This window comes from Bradyrhizobium sp. USDA 3650 (genome assembly GCF_054057395.1).
On the sequence record NZ_JBSRZG010000001.1, the window covers coordinates 7328849 to 7347192 of the forward strand.

At 57.1% G+C, this 18344-nt stretch carries 16 protein-coding genes; 8 read left to right on the forward strand and 8 right to left on the reverse strand.

Annotation, left to right across the window (positions count from 1 at the left end; genetic code table 11):
* Positions 1–491: 491 nt before the first annotated feature.
* Positions 492–1448, reverse strand: coding sequence for an O-antigen ligase family protein (locus ACVIN2_RS34480; RefSeq protein ID WP_456769025.1), 957 nt, complete (start codon positions 1446–1448; stop codon positions 492–494).
* Between the two features lie 363 nt (positions 1449–1811).
* Positions 1812–2261 (reverse strand): arsenate-mycothiol transferase ArsC, encoded by a 450-nt coding sequence (locus ACVIN2_RS34485; protein ID WP_456769026.1) that lies wholly within the window; start codon positions 2259–2261, stop codon positions 1812–1814.
* A gap of 167 nt (positions 2262–2428) precedes the next feature.
* Between ACVIN2_RS34485 and ACVIN2_RS34490 the strand changes: the two genes are divergently transcribed.
* From ACVIN2_RS34490 to ACVIN2_RS34515, 6 genes are all read left to right on the forward strand, one after another.
* Entirely contained in the window at positions 2429–2911 is a 483-nt protein-coding gene (locus ACVIN2_RS34490) for an acyltransferase (protein ID WP_027519060.1), read from the forward strand.
* A gap of 16 nt (positions 2912–2927) precedes the next feature.
* Positions 2928–4025: a DegT/DnrJ/EryC1/StrS family aminotransferase gene (locus ACVIN2_RS34495; protein WP_456769027.1), complete on the forward strand. Its 1098-nt coding sequence runs from the start codon at positions 2928–2930 to the stop codon at positions 4023–4025.
* Positions 4026–4067: 42 nt separating this feature from the next.
* Positions 4068–4826 carry a sulfotransferase family protein gene (locus ACVIN2_RS34500; protein WP_456769028.1) on the forward strand — a complete coding sequence of 253 codons (759 nt, stop codon included), beginning with the start codon at positions 4068–4070 and terminating at the stop codon, positions 4824–4826.
* A gap of 106 nt (positions 4827–4932) precedes the next feature.
* Positions 4933–5958, forward strand: coding sequence for a Gfo/Idh/MocA family protein (locus ACVIN2_RS34505; RefSeq protein ID WP_456769029.1), 1026 nt, complete (start codon positions 4933–4935; stop codon positions 5956–5958).
* On the forward strand, positions 5955–6974 hold the full coding sequence (locus ACVIN2_RS34510; RefSeq protein WP_027519057.1) for an NAD-dependent epimerase/dehydratase family protein: 1020 nt from the start codon (positions 5955–5957) through the stop codon (positions 6972–6974). Before ACVIN2_RS34505 ends, ACVIN2_RS34510 begins: the two co-directional genes overlap by 4 nt.
* Positions 6952–8094 (forward strand): DegT/DnrJ/EryC1/StrS family aminotransferase, encoded by a 1143-nt coding sequence (locus tag ACVIN2_RS34515; protein ID WP_456769030.1) that lies wholly within the window; start codon positions 6952–6954, stop codon positions 8092–8094. The genes ACVIN2_RS34510 and ACVIN2_RS34515 overlap by 23 nt, the downstream gene beginning before the upstream one ends.
* Positions 8095–8131: 37 nt before the next feature.
* Here ACVIN2_RS34515 and ACVIN2_RS34520 read toward each other — a convergent pair whose 3' ends face one another.
* The 6 genes from ACVIN2_RS34520 to ACVIN2_RS34545 form a co-directional block, all read right to left on the reverse strand.
* A complete protein-coding gene (locus ACVIN2_RS34520) occupies positions 8132–8872 on the reverse strand; it encodes a class I SAM-dependent methyltransferase (RefSeq protein ID WP_456769031.1) in 741 nt (246 codons plus the stop codon).
* Positions 8869–9891, reverse strand: a complete 1023-nt coding sequence (locus ACVIN2_RS34525) for a hypothetical protein (RefSeq protein ID WP_456769032.1) — start codon at positions 9889–9891, stop codon at positions 8869–8871. Before ACVIN2_RS34525 ends, ACVIN2_RS34520 begins: the two co-directional genes overlap by 4 nt.
* 91 nt (positions 9892–9982) lie before the next feature.
* On the reverse strand, positions 9983–10963 hold the full coding sequence (locus ACVIN2_RS34530) for a glycosyltransferase family 2 protein (protein WP_027519053.1): 981 nt from the start codon (positions 10961–10963) through the stop codon (positions 9983–9985).
* Positions 10964–11061: 98 nt separating this feature from the next.
* Positions 11062–12948 carry a sulfate adenylyltransferase subunit CysN gene (gene cysN, locus ACVIN2_RS34535; RefSeq protein WP_156948990.1) on the reverse strand — a complete coding sequence of 629 codons (1887 nt, stop codon included), beginning with the start codon at positions 12946–12948 and terminating at the stop codon, positions 11062–11064.
* Positions 12945–13796 carry a sulfate adenylyltransferase subunit CysD gene (cysD, locus tag ACVIN2_RS34540; RefSeq protein WP_456769855.1) on the reverse strand — a complete coding sequence of 284 codons (852 nt, stop codon included), beginning with the start codon at positions 13794–13796 and terminating at the stop codon, positions 12945–12947. The genes cysN and cysD overlap by 4 nt, the downstream gene beginning before the upstream one ends.
* Before the next feature lie 143 nt (positions 13797–13939).
* On the reverse strand, positions 13940–14950 hold the full coding sequence (locus ACVIN2_RS34545) for a methyltransferase domain-containing protein (RefSeq protein WP_456769033.1): 1011 nt from the start codon (positions 14948–14950) through the stop codon (positions 13940–13942).
* A 78-nt stretch (positions 14951–15028) separates the two neighbouring features.
* On the opposite strand from ACVIN2_RS34545, the gene ACVIN2_RS34550 reads away from it, so the two are divergent.
* Both ACVIN2_RS34550 and ACVIN2_RS34555 read left to right on the forward strand, forming a co-directional pair.
* A complete protein-coding gene (locus tag ACVIN2_RS34550; RefSeq protein WP_456769034.1) occupies positions 15029–16915 on the forward strand; it encodes a hypothetical protein in 1887 nt (628 codons plus the stop codon).
* A gap of 201 nt (positions 16916–17116) precedes the next feature.
* Positions 17117–18340 carry a glycosyltransferase gene (locus ACVIN2_RS34555; protein WP_456769035.1) on the forward strand — a complete coding sequence of 408 codons (1224 nt, stop codon included), beginning with the start codon at positions 17117–17119 and terminating at the stop codon, positions 18338–18340.
* Positions 18341–18344: the final 4 nt, after the last annotated feature.

Consider the following 18344-nt stretch of genomic DNA (forward strand, 5'->3'; position numbering starts at 1 on the left):
GATTGATCGTTCGACCTCAGCGTTGTCGAGTCCGATGCCGCCATCTTCGCTGAAGTGCGTTCCAGGCCATTCGCGCGAACATCAACGGGAGGGTTACTATGAGGTGCCGGGACAACGCCAGTCAGCCTCGCTTAGGAAGAGAGCGCAGCTAGGAAGACCTAAAAATGAGTTCGCGGATGCTCCTGCCGGTGCTGCATTGGCGGCAGGTGGCGATCGGAGAGGCACAACTTCGATAGTTCAAGGGGTAACTGGAGGAGCAAGATGTTGTGGAGACGAGAACCAGATTCTCTTTCACGCGAAACATGCCACGCATATACAAGCATAACCAAGGATGATGGTCATGGTTTTCCATAGTTGCGGCGCGGATCTCGCCGAGAACATAGGTAAATTTCGGCGCGAGCTCGGCACAGGCCGGTGATGACCTTCGAACGGCTTGCGGCCGGTTGTCCTTAGGGCGATTGATCGATGGGATTGGAGTTACTGATCATCCATCACTTGGCGGAAACGGCATCCGGGTGTGGTTTGCTGAGCTTCGAAATCATACCACCGGCAGTGCCCACTCCAAGCACGTAGATCCAGCCCTCCACGTAGTCCGAAATGTGCGAATTGAAGAGCGAGTCGAAGATATTTTGGCTCACCACGATCATTCCGAGCCAGGAGATCCAGCGCGCTCCTGTGAACGTCATAAAGTGCACGATCCACATCCAGTACAGCAGGACCACTCCAATCAGGCCCCACTCGATGCCGAAATAGAGACTCTGGTTATGCGGATTCGCGACGATCTGCTCGTCGACTACCGTCTTTCCAGCTGCATCGCGCTCGAACATCGTGCGTATAGAGCCCGTGCCGTGACCAGCCAGTGGGGCAGTGCGGATGAACGTCAGCGCCTTGGACCAATACAGCAATCGTATACCTACGGAGGTCGGTTGGCCGTTTGTTGATGTGTATTGCTGCTGGAGACTTTCGATGCGCAACCGAAGATTCGAGGCAAGGCACCAGGTGAGTATCGCAACGGCAAAAGCCGCTAGGTACAGGAGGAGGGCGCGACGCCAGTCCAAATATCTGACGGTCGAAATCAACAGCAAGATAGGAAGCGAAATCAGCGAAGTTCGGGATGATGCCACAAAAGCGAGATTAAGCAGAAACGCGAGCGCCAAAGCGAGGAAGCCAAGCGCGAGATACGGTCGACGATCCCTCCACATCGTCGCGGCCAGAGCGGTGGCACCGAAAATGCAAAGCGTGAATTCGACGCCCTGCGTGATCCAGTTCTTGACGGGAACACCAACCGTTCTAACCGACAGGAGGATGGTCCGTGGCTCGAACCAGTTAAGCCATGACAGCGCAAGCAGAACTGTACACGAGGCGAGAAAGGCGAGGAGCACTTTCATTCCGCCTTCCGAGCGCTCGAAGTGATAAATAAGGAGCGGAATAGCCACTAGCTTCGTCATTGATCCTGTAGCATGAAACCGCGCCTCCCACGGAGCGTCGGCCCATGACATCCCGACCACTGCAAGGCTACACAATGAGATTGGGAGCCAGCAGGCGGGACGGCGGAGGTGCTTCAAAAAATGAGACATGTCGATTACGGTGGCGACCGCGATCAGCCAAAGTGTCGTAAAGATGCCAAAGATCGTTGTCGACCAAGGCAGGGACGCCGCCATCAAGATTGTAAGATAATCTACGATCCTAGATCGGTTTGAAATGCAGTTCCAATCGCGCCCTAGTCGATTCAAAGACTGCGTTTTTTGTGTCAGGCTCAACAAATTAAGGTCCAAGTAGGTGTTGAAGAGTTTGAGACGCTTAAGGCAGTGTTATGAGGTGAGTCCACCCTGGAGACGGTCGATGAGCTGCGCGATTTCGAGATCAATCAATGCGAGGGCATTCACTGGTTCGCTGAGATCTACATCGTGAATGTTCCAGTAGTTGACGCGACTCTCCCACTCCGGAAACCGTGCATGAACCAACTCGCGATGTTCGGTCTCATCCAGCGCCACAACCATGTGCGCACGATGCAGGTCGTCTATTGTGCATGCTTTGGGGAGGCGATCCTTACCCCGAGGAAGGATGCCGCGGTCCTTGAGCGCACCTTGGGTATGCGGGGACAGGGGACCTACGTTCGAGGCGCCCCTTTCCAGTGCTAGGCCGCGCGAGTATGCGATCCAATCCAAGCCATTTAGCTTGGCGCAGTGATTGAACACCTCTTCCGCAAAGCGGCTTCGATAATAGTTCCCAGTGCATAAAAACAGAACGTGCCGCTTCATCGACTTGCCCAATCTAAGTTCAGAACCTCACAATCTTAGGACTATTGCAACTGGAACGAAAAGAGAACGTACCCATCAAGCCCGACGGATATCTGAACGCGACAGTTGTATTTGGTTGACCGGGCTTAGCGAACTTGGCATTTGAAGGCCGAAGAAGGAGCGGTCGCTTGCCCATTGCTGCCAATGTTCAACTGGGAGAAAGGACGCGGATTCCTTTACCAGATCTAGTAAATCTCTATGGATGTTGCATAGGAGACGACACGTTCATTGGTCCCTTCGTCGAAATTCAAGCGGGGGCGGTGATCGGCCGTCTCTGCAAGATTCAGTCTCATTCTTTCGTTTGTGAAGGCGTCGACATCGGGCATGAGGTTTTCGTCGGTCATGGCGTTGTGTTCACCAATGATCTTCTGCCCCGTGCTACAGACGAGTGCGGGCGGCGAATAACGGACGAGTGGGTGATGTCACGCACCTCGGTGGAGCTCCGCGCGTCAATCGGCAGCGGGGCTGTCATCCTGCCTGTCAGAATCGGGGCCTCTTCATTGATCGGCGCCGGCTCCGTCGTGACGAATGATGTCCCGCCATTCGCCATCGTGGCTGGAAACCCTGCGCGGGTGATCGGCGATATCCGCGATAAGCGCAATATACGCTAGCCATACTGGATAACTTGTGAAAGTACCTTTCAACGATTTGACATGGCAGTGGCGTCATATCGAAGAGGGCGTCAGGTCTGATTTTGACCGGGTGTTTGCCAGCAGCCAGTTCTCGTCGGGCCCGTTCGTCGAAGCCTTCGAGCGTCAGATCGCGGAATGGCTGGGGGTTCCGCACGCGATCGGCGTCAATTCCGGAACGTCGGCGCTTCATCTCGCGCTTCTCTCCGCCGGCGTAAGGAGCGGCGATGAGGTCCTGCTGCCTGCTCACACGTTTATCGGCAGCGCCTGGGGTATCCTGTACATTGGCGCAATCCCCGTCTTCTGCGATGTCGATGACGAGACCGGAACAATCGACGTCGAGGTCGCCCGTCGACTTGTAACTCCGCGGACGCGCGCCGTTGTTCCTGTCCATCTATACGGTCAGCCGGCGAACATGGATGCGGTTCTCAGCTTCGCCCTTGACTACGACCTGAAGGTAATCGAAGACGCCGCGCAGTCGATCGGAGCAACCTGGAACGGGCGTTCGACTGGCTCGCTGGGGGAATTGGGTTGCATCAGCTTCTATCCGGGCAAGAATCTCGGGGCCGCGGGCGAAGCCGGATTGATCGTGACCTCAGATGATAGATACGCGGGCCGCTTACGCTCCTTGCGCAATCATGCGCAGACCGATCGATATGTACATGCGGAACTCGGGTTCAACTATCGGATGGACGGGCTGCAAGCCGTCGTTCTGACGCACAAGCTGCCGCTGTTGTCCGCCTGGACGAAGCGGCGGACCGAACTCGCCAATCAGTATATTGCAAAGCTTGAGGGGCTCCCGCTCGAAATCCCGTTTGTTCGGCATCAGACGCACTGCTGGCATCTTTTCGTCGTGCGCACGCCGTCGCGAAGTTTGCTCCGTGACGCGCTGTCGAAATCCGGGATCGAGACGGGCCTGCATTATCCGGTGCCATTGCACCGACAGCCCGCTATGTCGGCCTATGTGAAACCCGGTACAGCCTATCCCGTGTCCGACAGGTGGGCAGACGAAGGTCTTTCGTTGCCGTTGTTTGTCGGAATGACGGATGAGCAGCTTGATTACGTCGTCAAGACCGTCGCGACGTTCTATCGTTGATCCGGAACGCGGGCGGCCGCGATCCGCAGGAGATGATTTTATATGCCGATTTTGCCCGACGTCGTCATTGGCGGAGCGCCGCGTTCGGGCACGACGTTCCTGTGCGAAGTCCTCGACAAGCATCCCCGGGTGCATCTGGCGAAGCCGATCGCCCCGGAGCCGAAAGTTCTGCTGACGGGGCATCTGGATGGCGATGCCGGGATTCTAAAAAGGTACGATAACTATTTCGCCAATTCCGCGCCGAACTCGGTGAAGATCGAGAAGACCACCAACTATTTTGAGAATGAAGATGCGCGGGTGCGGTTCGCGCGATTGTTGCCAAAAACCAAGCTGATCATCTTGCTGCGTAATCCCGTCGATCGTGCTTATTCCAACTGGCTCTGGTCGCGAAAGAATGGTCTTGAGACGCTGGACTTCGAGGAAGCATTGAATCTCGAGGGCAAGCGGCCCAGTCCGCTGCCACCAGGAAGGGAAGCCGCACGGCCGTTCGACTACACCACGCGCGGGCGATATGGGCGCTTTGCGAGAGCCTGGATCGACGCCTTGGGCCGCGAGCGCATCGGGTTTTTCATTTTTGAAGATATCCTCAGCAGTCCGGAGCGCTTCGTTGCTGGTATCCAGGCATTTGCAGGGTTGGAACAACTGCCGTGGTCCGTTCTGCAGACAGGTCGCGTCAACGCGACGGAAGCCGATAAGCCCATCGATCCCCGAACCGCGGAGCGGCTTCGTGAGCATTTCGCTCCTGAAATCCGGGATTTTCACGATCTGACCGGCGTTGATGTCTCCGGTTGGGGAGTTTAGCTAGCTAACCTGACAGCCCTGTGGCCGCCGGCAGGCCCGTAGCGAACAGTTTGTCTGATATATATGCGGGATCTGCGCATCGCGCGCTGAGGTGGATGGCGGCACAATGACTATCGGAATTGGATTGGTGGGCTATGGCTACTGGGGACCAAACCTGCTTCGAAATTTTCGCAGCAATACGGATTGCCGCGTCATCGGAGTTGCCGATAAAAAGCTCGAGACCCGCGATCGCATCTCGGCCTCATCTCCCGATATCCGCACATTCCACGACCCTGAAACGCTCATCGCCCTTCCTGAGGTTGATGCAGTGGTCATAGCGACTCCTGTCGCAAGTCACTACGACATCGCGCGCCGTGCGCTCGATGCTGGAAAACATGTGCTGGTTGAGAAGCCGATGTGTGCAACGTCGGATGAGGCTCGCGATCTCGTCGAGCGGGCCAAGCGGAATTCTCTCGTTCTGATGGTCGACCACACGTTTCTGTTCACCGGCGCAGTCCAGATGATCAAGGAACTGGTTGCGCGTTCAGCGCTCGGTAAAGTCTGCTACTTCGATTCGTTGCGCGTGAACCTCGGTCTGTTCCAGCCGGACGTGAACTGCCTCTGGGATCTGGCGCCGCACGATCTTTCGATCATTAATCATCTAATCGATGACGAACTGATTGACGTCGAGGCCTCGGGCTATTGCCACGTGAATCAGGATGCGCCGGATATGGCGTATCTCACATTGCATTTCCGGAAGAACTGCATTGCGCATCTGAATCTGAGCTGGATGTCCCCGGTCAAGATCCGCCGCTTCACGATTGGCGGAACCGACAAGATGCTCGTGTGGGACGATCTTGACGAAGACCAGAAGATCAAGATCTACAGTTCCGGCATCCATTTTCAGCCTGAAGAGCAGCGCTCGATGATCATTCCGCAATACCGGATCGGCGATATCCATTCACCGCGGCTGCGGAAGATGGAGGCGCTCATTGGCGTCACCCAGCACTTTGCCGACGTCATTAAGGGCAAGGCATCGTCCATCATGGATGGGAGCGAAGGATTGAAGATCGTGCGGACCCTGGAATTGGCCCAGGCGCGCCTGGACAGCAATTTGAAGCGCGTGCGGTCGCAGCGGGAAGAGCCGCGATGACGGCGCGAATTCTCGTAACCGGCGGCGCCGGATTCATTGGTAGTCACCTGGTCGATCAGCTTATCGAACAGGGAAGACCAGTAACCGTTCTGGACGATTTCTCTGTCGGCTCTGAAAGCAACCTCGTTGAGGCGAACGGAAATGGTGACGTTCGCATCCTGAGCGGGTCGGTGACAGATCCCCGGGCGGTGGCGGATGCGTTCGAGAACTGCGAGATAGTCTATCATCTTGCGACTCAATGTGTGCGCCGGTCTCTCACGCGCCCAATGGAATCTCACGATGTGAATGCGACCGGAACGATCACCCTTTTGGAGGAAGCGCGACGCCGCCGCATCGGTCGCTTCGTGTATTGCTCCAGCTCGGAGGTGTATGGCAATGCGTCACGCGCGGAGCTGCACGAAGACCTCACAGTCTGCTGCCCGATGACGGCTTACGGCGCGTCGAAGCTGGCGGGCGAGTTGTACACCGAAGCTTACCTGAGAACCTACGGGCTGCCTACGACCGTTGTGCGGCCCTTCAATGCATATGGCCCCCGGGCGTACCAGACTGGGGTTCGTGCCGAGGTATTGCCGCGCTTCGTCGGACGAGTTCTGAACGGGCTTCGCCCGGTTGTATTCGGCGATGGCACCAACGCGCGCGACTTTACCTATGTGACCGAAATCGCCCGTGGGATCAGGCTTGCTGGCGAAACGGATGCCGTCATCGGCCACCGCGTCAACATCGCCCGCGGGATGCCGGTCACGGTGAGTGACCTAGCCCGGGAAGTCCTGACGGCTCTCTCGCGAAATGATCTAACGATTGAATATCGTGGCGACCGCCCGGGCGATGTAGCTTATCTGCACGCCGACACCGTAAAGGCAAAGACCTTGCTCGGCTATCGTGCCGAAATCGAGCTTCGCGAGGGGGTGCGCGATTACATCGATTGGGTTCGCGGAACGATCGATCCGAAGGATCTGTTGGAAGAAAAGATCGAAAACTGGGTGATGGAAGGCGATGTCGATGTCGTCGTCTCCTGACGTTGCATTCAGCCAGCCTTGCTTCGGCCTCGAGGAAGAAGAGGCTGCGGCGCAGGCGATCCGTAGCCGATGGGTGGTTGGCGGACCCAGGCTGGCCGAGTTCGAGAACCGGTTTGCCGAAGCCTGCGGCGCCGAAGCTGCTGTCGGGGTTTCGTCGTGGACGACAGGAGCATTTCTGTTGCTGAAGGCGCTGGGAGTCGGTCCAGGCGATGAGGTCATCGTACCTTCTCTGACGTTTATCGCCTCCGTCAACGTCATCGTGCACGCGGGCGCCACGCCCGTTTTCGCGGATATTGATCCGGTGACATTCAATATCGATCCGGATGACGCTGAGCGGAAGATCACGCCAAAGACGCATGCCATTCTGCCGGTCGATCAGCTAGGTTTGCCTTGCGATATCGACCGCTTCCAGGCGCTCGCGGCGGCCAACAACCTTATCCTTATTCAGGACGCCGCCTGTTCGTTCGGGAGCAAATTCCGCGGGGCACCGGTCGGCTCGCAGGCGCCGCATTCGGTTTTCAGCCTTCATGCCCGAAAAGTGATTACGACTGGCGAGGGTGGCATGATTGTCACCAAAGATGGCGAGCTCTCGGCGAAATTGCGCCGCTTGCGCCATCAGGGGATGTCGCTCAGCGATTATCAGCGGCATGCGAGTTCGCCGACCACGTTCGAATCCTATCCGGAGATCGGCTATAATTTTCGCATTACGGACATTCAGGCTGCGGTCGGAGTCGCGCAGATCGGGAAACTCGATGCCTTTCTTGCGCGCCGCCGTGCGATTGCACAGGCGTACCTCGATGGTTTGAAGAATCACGCGGTCGTCGTCGCGCCGACCGTACCGCAGCATGTCACGCCCAACTGGCAATCGTTCCAGGTCAGGGTGCGCGACGGCCAGTTATCGACGAGAAATGCGCTAATGGAGCACTTCTATCGGCATGGCGTGGCGACGCGTCGTGGTGTAATGGCCTCGCACCTTGAAGAACCCTATCGTCATATGAATGCCAAGCTGCCCCATACAGAAGCCGTGGCTTCGTCGTCGCTGCAGTTGCCGATTTTCCCCGGCATGACGAATGCGGACGTGGAACGGGTTCTCGAAGTCCTCTCGTTTTTCGCCGATTGAGGTCGCGATCGCGGCGCGTGTGTTCGGTGCCGACGGTTTAGTTTTCACCTGCCGACATCTGTCGCTTGAAAACCAGCAGGCGATGGATTGGCTTGAGGATTGTTGCCCGCGGCCAGTTTGAATCTTCCACCAGATCGAGGCCTGCCATTTGCATTTGCCTAATCCATTGCGGTCCGTGCAGACGTTCAGGGATGATCCGCAGATAACGAACGCGTTCCGCGATGATATGCGCGGGCTCAGTCGGATGGATTGTCCGAGCGATTTTGACGGCAAGGGAGTCGGCGGCCGGCGGCATCGCCCGCCACAGACGTCGCTGACCGATCAGTATCCGGTTCGTCAAATTATCCTGCGGCATTGTTGCGATAAGGAGGCCGCCCGGAGCCAGATCCGCCGCAAGCTTGGCGGCAAGCCCATCATGATCATCGGCGATGAGGTGGAGCACACTTTCCGCCAGGATGACGCCGAACGTTTCGAACTGAGCTCGTAAATAATCAGCAGCCTCGAATGTTACACTCTCAAGGCCGTAGGGGTCGGCTTTGGCGCGCGCAACAGCGGCCTGGATGTTGAGAGGCGAGATATCGACGCCGGTCAGGGATGCGCGGGGTCTGTATCGGCGAACCGCGAGAAGGAGATCGCCGGCCCCGCACCCGAGATCCAGAACGCGAAGCGCGTCGCTCTCAGGCATGCGCGCAAGCGCGGCATCGAGGAACAGGCGAATGCTATCCTTGCGCCCGGAGAAGGCCGCCTTTTCAAACGGTCGGCCCGCTTCGCCGGTCACGCGGATTGCCGATCCAGGCGTTCGACGAGATCGATCGGCCGCAGGAATTCGAAGCTGTCATCGGCCGCGACTGTCTCGATGAAGTCCCGATACATCTTGAGCATCGGCGAATTTCCGGAAAAGCCGCGCTCGCAGTGCGTCAGGAGGCATACGATGCCGCCGCTGCTGGCGATCAGGTGAGCGGCTCTGATCCATGTCGACAGGATCCGGGCAGGGCTATAGCCAAGGAATTGCAAGCTGCCGTCGCGCGGCATCGAGAGCGGAAGCTCCCACATAGTGCCGATCTTCCAGGGACGGGCGCTGGCGCACCCGTTGTTGGGAACCGGAAACAGCCCGCCGGACGTCGGAATGCTGCTGTCATAGCGATAGTGCGACGCAAGCTCCTCGATCATGACCTTCGTGCGCACCAGCGATGGGGCGCGATACCCGGCTGTTTTGAATTCAGCTCCGACCTGTGCACCGGCTGCGAGGCGCGCGTGCCGTTCTGCCGCAGGCGCGAAGGGCGTCCGGTTCGAATGATCGTAGCCATGAATGCCGATTTCATGACCGCGACTGTCAATCTCCGAGGTTAGGCGTCTGTCGATCGGCCAGGCGCAGGGCACGATATAGTTAGCCGAGTGTGCGCCGCTGGCTTCTTCGATCGGCAGGAACCATTTGACCAGATTGGTCAGTCCTTCCGCGCTATCGATGTCGTGGGTGAGCAGAACCGGCGTTCGCGCCGGCCTTGGAAACGGCACGCCACCGAGATCTGCCGCGGCATCCGCCGAAAGGTCCACCGGCCAGCCCGGGAAACTGGCCCACCGGGATTGCCGATAGCGCTGCATCCGTCCGATGCCGCGCCCGATGGCGCGGCGGAGTGGCCCCGGAATAGTTCGATAGTTCACCGGCAGCCGTGCCGATGCCGGCGGCCTCGACAGGTAGGCATTACGTTCCCGGAGGTGCACCGCGCTGGCCTGCGCTTGCGCCTGCACGGTGAAGTCGCTCCAGTCGACGTGGCCATGGCCGATCAGCGCGGCCATCTGGGCCGGCAACATGATATCGAGCCCGTCGGCCCAGGACGCCGCCGCCGGTAGGTCCTGGCCGCTTAGCCGTACCTTGGTCAGCGAGGTCTCAGACATCGCCTGCCGGCCTTATCGGTGACGGCTTGGTTCGCTTCGAAACGAAATAGAGCGGGCGCTTCTTTGTCTCGATGAAGATGCGATAGAGATATTCGGCAAGCATGCCGACCATCATGAACAGCAATCCGAACAGCACGGTCATCATGGTCATGATTCCGGTCCAGCCGGGTTCCACGTCGGTGATCGACCAGCTTATCAAGAGATAGAGCAGGAACAGTATGCTGCCAGTGAAGACGCTGAAGCCGAGCATCGCGACGAACTTCGCAGGAACTGGCGAGAAGCCGATAAAGACGTCGTAGGCCGTGTTCAGCATCTGACCGAACGACCATCGCGTGGTGCCGTGGACGCGCGCTTTCCGATCGTAAGGAACTGTCGCCTGATTGAAACCCGTCCAGGCGACGAGCGCGAACGTGACGCGGTTATGTTCACGATATAGCAGAAAGCAGTCGAACGCGGTGCGATCCAACAGGAGGAAGCTGCCGGTTCTGAACCTCGAGTTCTTCGGCATCGCATAGCGCTTTAGCACGTAGTTCAGGATATGCGACGCGGTTTTGCGCGGCCAGCTATCGGCCCGTTCGCGGCGTGCGCCCCAGACGATGTCGGCGCCGTTGCGCCATTCCCGGATGAAATCGAGAACTGTTTCGGGGGAATCCTGCAGGTCGCAAGCCAGCGTGGCCACAATGTCCTGATCCGGCTCGACATGATCGAAGCCAGCCGTCAGTGCGTAATGGGCGCCGAAATTCCGCGACAGTCGAACCCCGGAAAAACGAGGTGATGTCCGGGCCAGCGCTTCGATCCTGGCCCAACTGTCGTCGGATGATCCATCGTCGACGAAAATCACGCGGCCGTCGATGTCGCGATCGGCGAAGATCACCCGGTTGACCGCCTCGGCGCACGCTTCGATATTCGGCGATTCATTGAATACCGGAGTAATCAAGGTCAGCCGCGCTGGACGTGGTCTCTCGCTGGTCATCTCGAACCGTACGGAATGTGCCTGCTGGCCTCTGGAATGAACCTCTGCTTAACTTTCATCCCGGACCAAGTCCATGGCCGGAAGGGCATAGTTGTGGACTAGACGCTCTTGATCCGGGGGAGCAGCCATGCTGCGACGCGAGAGGCGGCATCGGTCGCTTCCTCAGTATCCCTGATGTGAATGTCCGGCTTTTCCGGAGGTTCGTAGGGCGAATCGACACCCGTAAAGTTCTTGATCTTGCCGGCAAGGGCCGCCGCGTAGAGCCCTTTCGGGTCGCGCCGGATGCATTCCTCGAGCGGCGTATCGACGAATATCTCAAGGAATTCGTCTGCGCCGACCAACTCGCGCAAGCTGTCCCGCTCGGCCCGGAACGGTGAAATGAAGCAGCAAATGACGATCAGCCCGGCGTTCAGCAGAAGCTTGGCGACCTCTCCGACGCGTCGGATGTTTTCAACGCGGTCGGCGTCGGTGAACCCGAGGTCGCGGTTGAGGCCGTGACGGATGTTGTCGCCGTCGAGAAGGAACGTGTGATAGCCGCGATCGTGAAGCGTCTTCTCGAGCTGATTGGCGATCGTGGATTTGCCGGAACCCGACAATCCCGTGAACCAAAGGATGGTGGGTTTTTGCTGTTTCAGCGCCGCATGTTGCGTCTTGCTGATCAGGTGATCATGATGGTGAATGTTGGTGGCGCGGCGAAGCGGAAAAGATATCATGCCGGCGCCGGCCGTGGTGTTGGTGAACCGGTCGATCAGGATGAATGATCCCGTGCGCCGGTTGTCCGCGTAGGGATCAAAGACCAGCGGCGCCGATGTCGCGATATTGCAGATTCCGATTTCGTTGAGGCTCAACGTCCGGGCGGCCCTCTGGTCGAGCGTGTTGACATCGACCTGATGCTTCAGCGTCGTGATCCGCGCCGGAATCTTTTGGGTGCCGGATTTCAGGAGATAGGATCGTCCCGGCAGCATCGGATTGTCATCCATCCAGATCAGCTTGCACGCGAATTGATCAGCGACTGCTGGCCTGTTCTGAGGGTCGACCAAAACGTCCCCGCGCGCGATATCGATTTCGTCGCCAAGCACGAGCGTGACCGAGTCGCCTGCCTTGGCCTGCTCACGTTCGCCGTCGAACGTGACGATCTTTGAGACGACGGTTTTGCGTCCCGATCTCGCCACGACGACGTCGTCGCCACGGCTCACCGATCCGCTCGCCACGGTGCCGGCATAGCCGCGGAAATCCGAATGCGGGCGGCTTACAAGCTGGACCGGAAACCGGAACGGCTGGACGTCGGCATGCGCGGAGACATCGACATGTTCAAGATGGTCCACGAGGGTGGGACCTTCATACCATCGGGTCAACGGCGAACGGCTGACGACATTCACGCCGAAACGGCCGGATATCGGAATCGCCGCGACCGAGCGAAACTCCAGGGGCTGGGCGAACGTACGATAGGCTTCGACGATCCGGTCGAATGCCTCTTGCGAATAGCCGACGAGGTCCATCTTGTTGACGGCGAGAACGACGTGCCGGATGCCGAGCAGTGCGCAGATGAAACTGTGCCGTTTTGTCTGGGTGAGGAGGCCTTTGCGGGCATCGACCAAAATGATCGCAAGATCGGCGGTCGAGGCGCCGGTCGCCATATTGCGCGTATATTGTTCGTGCCCCGGCGTATCCGCGACAATGAAGCTGCGGTTTCGGGTCGTGAAAAACCGGTAGGCGACGTCGATCGTGATGCCCTGTTCACGCTCCGCTTCGAGGCCATCGAGAAGCAGCGCGAGATCGACGTCCTCTCCATTCGTTCCATGGCGGGCCGAGTCTCGCTCGACGGCGGACAACTGATCCTGAAAGATCGATTGCGAATCGAGAAGAAGGCGGCCGATCAGGGTCGATTTGCCGTCATCGACCGATCCGCAGGTCAGAAGGCGGAGCAGTCCGCCTTCGCGCGTCGGTTCGCGATCGAATGTCTCGTTGGAAGGCCCGGTAATCAGAAGTACCCCTCTCGCTTCTTCCGTTCCATCGATGCTGCCTCATCATAGTCGATCAGGCGTCCTTGACGCTCCGACATCGCCGAGGTCTGCATTTCCAAAATGATCTCGTCGACGTTCACAGCTCGCGATTCCATTGCGCCAGTGAGCGGATAGCATCCAAGAGTCCGAAATCGAACGGGCATCATGTCAGGCGTTTCGCCTAAATTTAAGGGCATGCGTTCGTCGTCTCGCATGATGAGAGCGCCCGAGCGATGGAGTATGGGTCTTACGCGGGAGAAGTATAGCGGTACAACCGGGATTTTTTCCAGCTTGATGTAAGTCCAGACATCCAGCTCGGTCCAGTTTGACAAGGGAAAAATCCTGAGCGATTCCCCATCCTTAAGTCTCGTATTGTATAGATTCCAGAGTTCGGGACGTTGGTTGCGGGGATCCCACGCATGAGAAGTGTTGCGGAACGAAAATACCCGTTCCTTGGCGCGGCTTTTTTCTTCGTCGCGGCGGGCGCCGCCGAAGGCAGCGTCGAACTTCCACTTGTCAAAGGCTTGGCGCAAACCTTCCGTGCACATGACCTGCGCATGCGTGCTTGCACCGGAAGCGATGGGATTTATGCCGCGTCGCAAGCCATCTTCGTTGGTATGGACCCTCAGTTCGATACCAAGCGCGATCGCTATTAGATCGCGGAATGTAATCATGTCCTGAAAGTCCCAGGTCGTTGCGATATGAAGAAAGGGAAACGGCGGCTTGTCCGGGAAGAAGGCTTTTCGAGCGAGGTGAAGCATCACCGTCGAGTCCTTGCCGATGGAATACAGGAAGACAGGGTTGGCCATTTCGGCAATGACTTCGCGCATGATCTCGATCGACTCCGCTTCCAGCCGCCGGAGGTGCGAAGTGAGATTGCGACCGCGCGGTGCATCTGCATCTTGTCTCGCATAGTTGAAGATCAGATCCGCAAGCGGCGTCTCCGCGGTTTGAGTGTGCTCTCGCACCGTCGTCACAGGGGGCATGGCGTTTGACTTCTTGTCTTGCGTGTCACGGTGAAAATTGTCGGCGCAATTCCCAGCATGGACGGTCGTCCGACGAACGGAAAATCCAGAAACTTAATTGGAAAAAAGATCAAACAGAAAGTGAGGTAAAGAAAAGCCTTTGGGCGCTCGTTGCCGAGCGAGAAAATCACGGCAAAAAGTTCGGTCAATAGCAGAGTAAGTAGGGTAAAGGGTCCCGTTGCGTTACGTTGCTCAAGCAGCTCAAAACCTGGAAAGAGAGTGGCGGCGCCGATATGGGTGAGCCGCTGATAATCATGTGGGGATGCGTGAAACGGAAACATGAAAGGGATCAGGTGCGCGGCCAAACCGTTCTTGCGCGTCGCTCGCGCAAGATTCTTGCAAATCTGCGTCAGTCGGGGGACGTGCTCAAGAACGGACCTCGATATGAAAGCGTCGACGGATTCATCCCGGAACGGCAGGCTGCTCAGATCGCAGACAATGTCCGTCGCTACGTAATCGAACAGATCGATAGTAACGATCCGCTGATCTATACGGTGATTGCCGGCTCCGATATCGATGACGAGCTGTTTGTCCGGCTCTACGAACCGCAGAACGGCGGCCCGATAGTTGAACGGAAACGTCGGCGCGAACACTGCAATGCCCACAGAGTAGTAGGCCTTCCCAAGGGCCTTCTTGAGCCGGTACTTGACGCTGTCAAGTTCGTCGGTCGCATTGGGAACCTCGATGAAGTAAATTTTTCCGTCCCTGACGGGATACTCTGCGGAGCATGAAGAGCAGCGCAGGAAAGAAGGGAAGTCGAGGAGATCCGCGCGACATGCAGGACAGCAGAGTGCTCCACGCACCTTTGCTAGTCGGGCATTCCGTTGGCTGTCTGCCGTACCTATCAATCGCAACACGTTCAATTTCACTGTTTCGTAAGCTGCCGTCGCTTCGACTGATGCGTTCGGAGTAAGTTGCCCCGGATACCATAAAATCCTGCCGTGTGGAACATTTTGCAATTTGTTGCATTCCGGCCTAATCAGAGCCCAGATTGCTGTCGCCGGCCGTGGCGGAGCCAATTGCGACAAGGATGCTGCGTGGGTTCGAAGTCAGATATCATCAAAGTACAGCGGGCCTGGAACTGGTGGCGCATTGCTGGATGTATCTTTGCAGCACTGACTCTCGTCCTCTTTGCAGCATTGCTAATGCGGGGGCTTGATCTGACCGACGAAGGTTTTTACCTGAACTGGACCAAGCATCCCTGGGAATACACTTTTTTTCTCACTGCGACCGGGTTTTTCTTTCATCCTCTCGCGCTAATTTTTCCAGACGACATCGTCGCGTGGCGCTTAGTCGCGGGCGTGATGGTCTTGGGATCTGGCTTTGTTTTCGGTTGCGGCGTCGGATCTTATGCGTACAGGTTGCTACCCAAGGGCCCGAATCTGCCGGTGTCTGCTCTGTTTTTTCTGTCGATCGTCGCGCTTTTTTTTTACAGCTGGTGGCTGCCTTCGCCTGGATACAATCTCCTGAATTTTGCAGGATGCCTGTTGTTCGCGTCCGGTTTGTTGTTTAGCGTCGGCGCTGCTGGCCGCAGTTATAGCCCTCGCATGTTGTCGAGTGCTGCCTTAACCAGCTTCGGCGCGATTGCGATCTGGATGGCAAGGCCTTCGACTGTCTTCCCAATGGCGCTGTTCGCCATGATTTTTCTGGCTGTTCATAAGCGGCGCGAAGCTTTTGTGTCGGTGATGTGGGCGGCCTTCCTGACCTTCATTTTCAGCGCGGCGATCGCGCACGTGATTGGCGGGTCTTTCCAAGGTTTGATCGCGCGCTACGGCCTGGGTTTTGACCTAATTAGTCTGTTGAGGCCTCCGTTCTTGCCTTCGGTCAAGGATCAGTTTTGGTACACGTTTTCGTATTTCGACTGGGCTTTCTTTCTCGGTGCGACCGCAATTGCTGTTGTGGTCGTTCAATTGGGAGGCATGAACAAAGCGGGGCCATTCGTCCATCTGTTCGTCGCGCTTGCTCTCATTGCAGTCTCCATCTGCATCGGAGTAACAATTGCTGCTGACGAGGGTAATCGATCGGTCGCGCGCCTAATACCTTTGACTACGGTCATCGCGGTTCTGGCGGCCTACATCCTTCGAACATCGAAGGCTAATCTCGCTTTCATCACCGTTCTTTTTCTAATTTCGATGCTTGTCTGGCAGGGCTTATCGTCTGTTCTAGCGATGGTGATTTTGGCCAGTTCGCTGCTAGCTTTAATCGGCCGATCCCTCTATGATGACGCCAGAGCGGCAGCGTGCTGGACGGCGCTGCTGCTTTGTTGGATTCCGATCGCCTTCGGATTTGGAAGCGGAAACGCGATTGATCTAATGAGCGGGCTTGCTTCGGTGTTCTGGATCGGAGCTGCATTCCTAATAGCAATCGCTCTGTTTCCGACTACGTATGCTCGACTCGTCGAATGGATAGGGGTGGGATACGTTTTCGCCACGTTTGCGGCACTGGTCGGCGCGGCATCGCACCCCTATCGTTTGATGCATCCGCTGTGGGAGCAAAGTGAGTGCGTTTCTATCAGACATTCAAGTCTCCCGATCTGTCTCGACCCCGCCTCCGCTAGCTATTTCCAACGAATTGAAAAGGCAGCGATTGCGGCGGGCTTTGAAAGGTTGACACCGATCATCGACCTGACGGGAACCGCTCCCACTACAATATTCGTTTTAGACGGATTGCCGATCGGCTCCGCTTGGCTGTTGGGTGGTTATCCTAACAGTGAAGAATTCACGAGACGGGCGCTTGAAACTGTGCCGCGCGATCAACTCAGTGGCGCATGGGTATTAACAGCTCCAAAGGGCCATCGGTCGATTCCCGACACGGTCATGAGAGCCCTGGGCCTGAACTTTCCGTCCGCCTATACGGAGGTAGTGGAGAGCCACACAGAATACGAAGATGAAACTCATATTCTCTGGAAGCCGATCCTCAAATAGATTTGCATCGGCCGTCGAATTACGTTGATGGCCAAAACTTACATTAGGGTTCCTTGTAGCAACGATCTTCCGGTCGCGGCGACCGACACCGCGAATTTAGCAATCCTCCGTAGGTGATTTTACATGCGAATATGGTTAGTCAACACAGGAGAGGAAATACCCTCGGATGCCGGTAAGCCGCGTCTCCTGAGAACCGGTATTATGGCGGAACGATTGGCTCTCCGTGGGCACGAAGTGACATGGTGGAATTCCACGGTCAATCACCAGAGAAAGGAGCAACGCGCTTCGACAACGTCGATTGCGGACAGACCGGAAGGTTACAAGTTAGTGCTGCTGTACGGTCGACTCTACGCAAAGAATGTCTCATTCGGTCGTATCGTAAGTCAAATTCAGAATGCTCGCGAATTCGCTCGCCTTGCGCCGACGCTGCCGTGTCCTGACATCATTCTTTGCGGATATCCTCCAATCGAACTGGCCGAAGCCGCTGTTCGGTTTGCCGTATCGCAAAATATTCCTATCGCTATCGACTTCAGAGATATGTGGCCGGACATCATCGCCGATCACACGTCCGGCCTTACCCGCCTTGCGGCGATTCCGGCTTTGGCCTATTGGAACCGTTCGCTTCGCTATACCGTTCGGAATGCGACTGCGGTTCTCGGTGTGACTGATGGCTTCGTGGATTGGGCGTTGCAGCGAGGCAGTCGTCGGCGCGGCCCCCTCGATCGAGCCTTTCACCTAGCAATCAATCCAACTCCGCCGGCGAAGTCGGATATCCGCGATGCAGAACGGTTCTGGGATGAGATGGGCATTGCATCCAGCAGTGACCATATCATTGGATGTTTCGCCGGGACACTAAGTCATCGGCTGGACCTGAAAACTTTGGTACAGGGGGCGGTCCAGCTTCCGGTGGCCGAAAAGCAAAGGGCGAAACTCGTCATTTGCGGTAAGGGGGATCAGGACGAGGAATTGCGCAGATTGGGCCGGAACGAAAAGCACATCCTTTTCGCAGGCTGGAGAACAGCCGCCGAAATCCATGTCCTACTGCGGCGGTGCCACTATGGTATCGTACCCTATTTTTCGACGGCAGATTTTGTCGTGCATTATCCTAACAAGGTGGGTGAGTACCTCGGTGCAGGGCTGCCGATCATGACCGGTCTAACGGGGCTGGTCCGTTCGCTGTTGGAGATGCGCGGTTTGGGGTACTTCTACAGTGAGGGCGATGAGACTTCGGTCGCCAAGTGCTTGCAGCTTATATCGGCCGACCGTCTTTCCTTCGGGATGAAAAAACAGAAGGCGCTAGAGGTTTACAAAGAACTCTTCGATCCTGAAAGAATCTACGACAGCTTTTGCCTGCATCTTGAGCACATTGCCGCTACGGCGTCCCCTCAGAAGGATGTTGCGTCCCATCGTCCGATGGCTTTATAGGCTA

What these genes read in the sequence shown, in the direction of transcription:
- ACVIN2_RS34480 (WP_456769025.1), bottom strand. Translation starts at nt 1,448, where the DNA reads ATGACGAAGCTAGTGGCTATTCCGCTCCTTATTTATCACTTCGAGCGC.
- ACVIN2_RS34485 (WP_456769026.1), bottom strand. Translation starts at nt 2,261, where the DNA reads ATGAAGCGGCACGTTCTGTTTTTATGCACTGGGAACTATTATCGAAGC.
- ACVIN2_RS34500 (WP_456769028.1), top strand. Translation starts at nt 4,068, where the DNA reads ATGCCGATTTTGCCCGACGTCGTCATTGGCGGAGCGCCGCGTTCGGGC.
- ACVIN2_RS34505 (WP_456769029.1), top strand. Translation starts at nt 4,933, where the DNA reads ATGACTATCGGAATTGGATTGGTGGGCTATGGCTACTGGGGACCAAAC.
- ACVIN2_RS34510 (WP_027519057.1), top strand. Translation starts at nt 5,955, where the DNA reads ATGACGGCGCGAATTCTCGTAACCGGCGGCGCCGGATTCATTGGTAGT.
- ACVIN2_RS34515 (WP_456769030.1), top strand. Translation starts at nt 6,952, where the DNA reads ATGTCGATGTCGTCGTCTCCTGACGTTGCATTCAGCCAGCCTTGCTTC.
- ACVIN2_RS34525 (WP_456769032.1), bottom strand. Translation starts at nt 9,891, where the DNA reads ATGGCCGCGCTGATCGGCCATGGCCACGTCGACTGGAGCGACTTCACC.
- ACVIN2_RS34530 (WP_027519053.1), bottom strand. Translation starts at nt 10,963, where the DNA reads ATGACCAGCGAGAGACCACGTCCAGCGCGGCTGACCTTGATTACTCCG.
- cysD (WP_456769855.1), bottom strand. Translation starts at nt 13,796, where the DNA reads ATGCGCGAAGTCATTGCCGAAATGGCCAACCCTGTCTTCCTGTATTCC.
- ACVIN2_RS34555 (WP_456769035.1), top strand. Translation starts at nt 17,117, where the DNA reads ATGGCGGAACGATTGGCTCTCCGTGGGCACGAAGTGACATGGTGGAAT.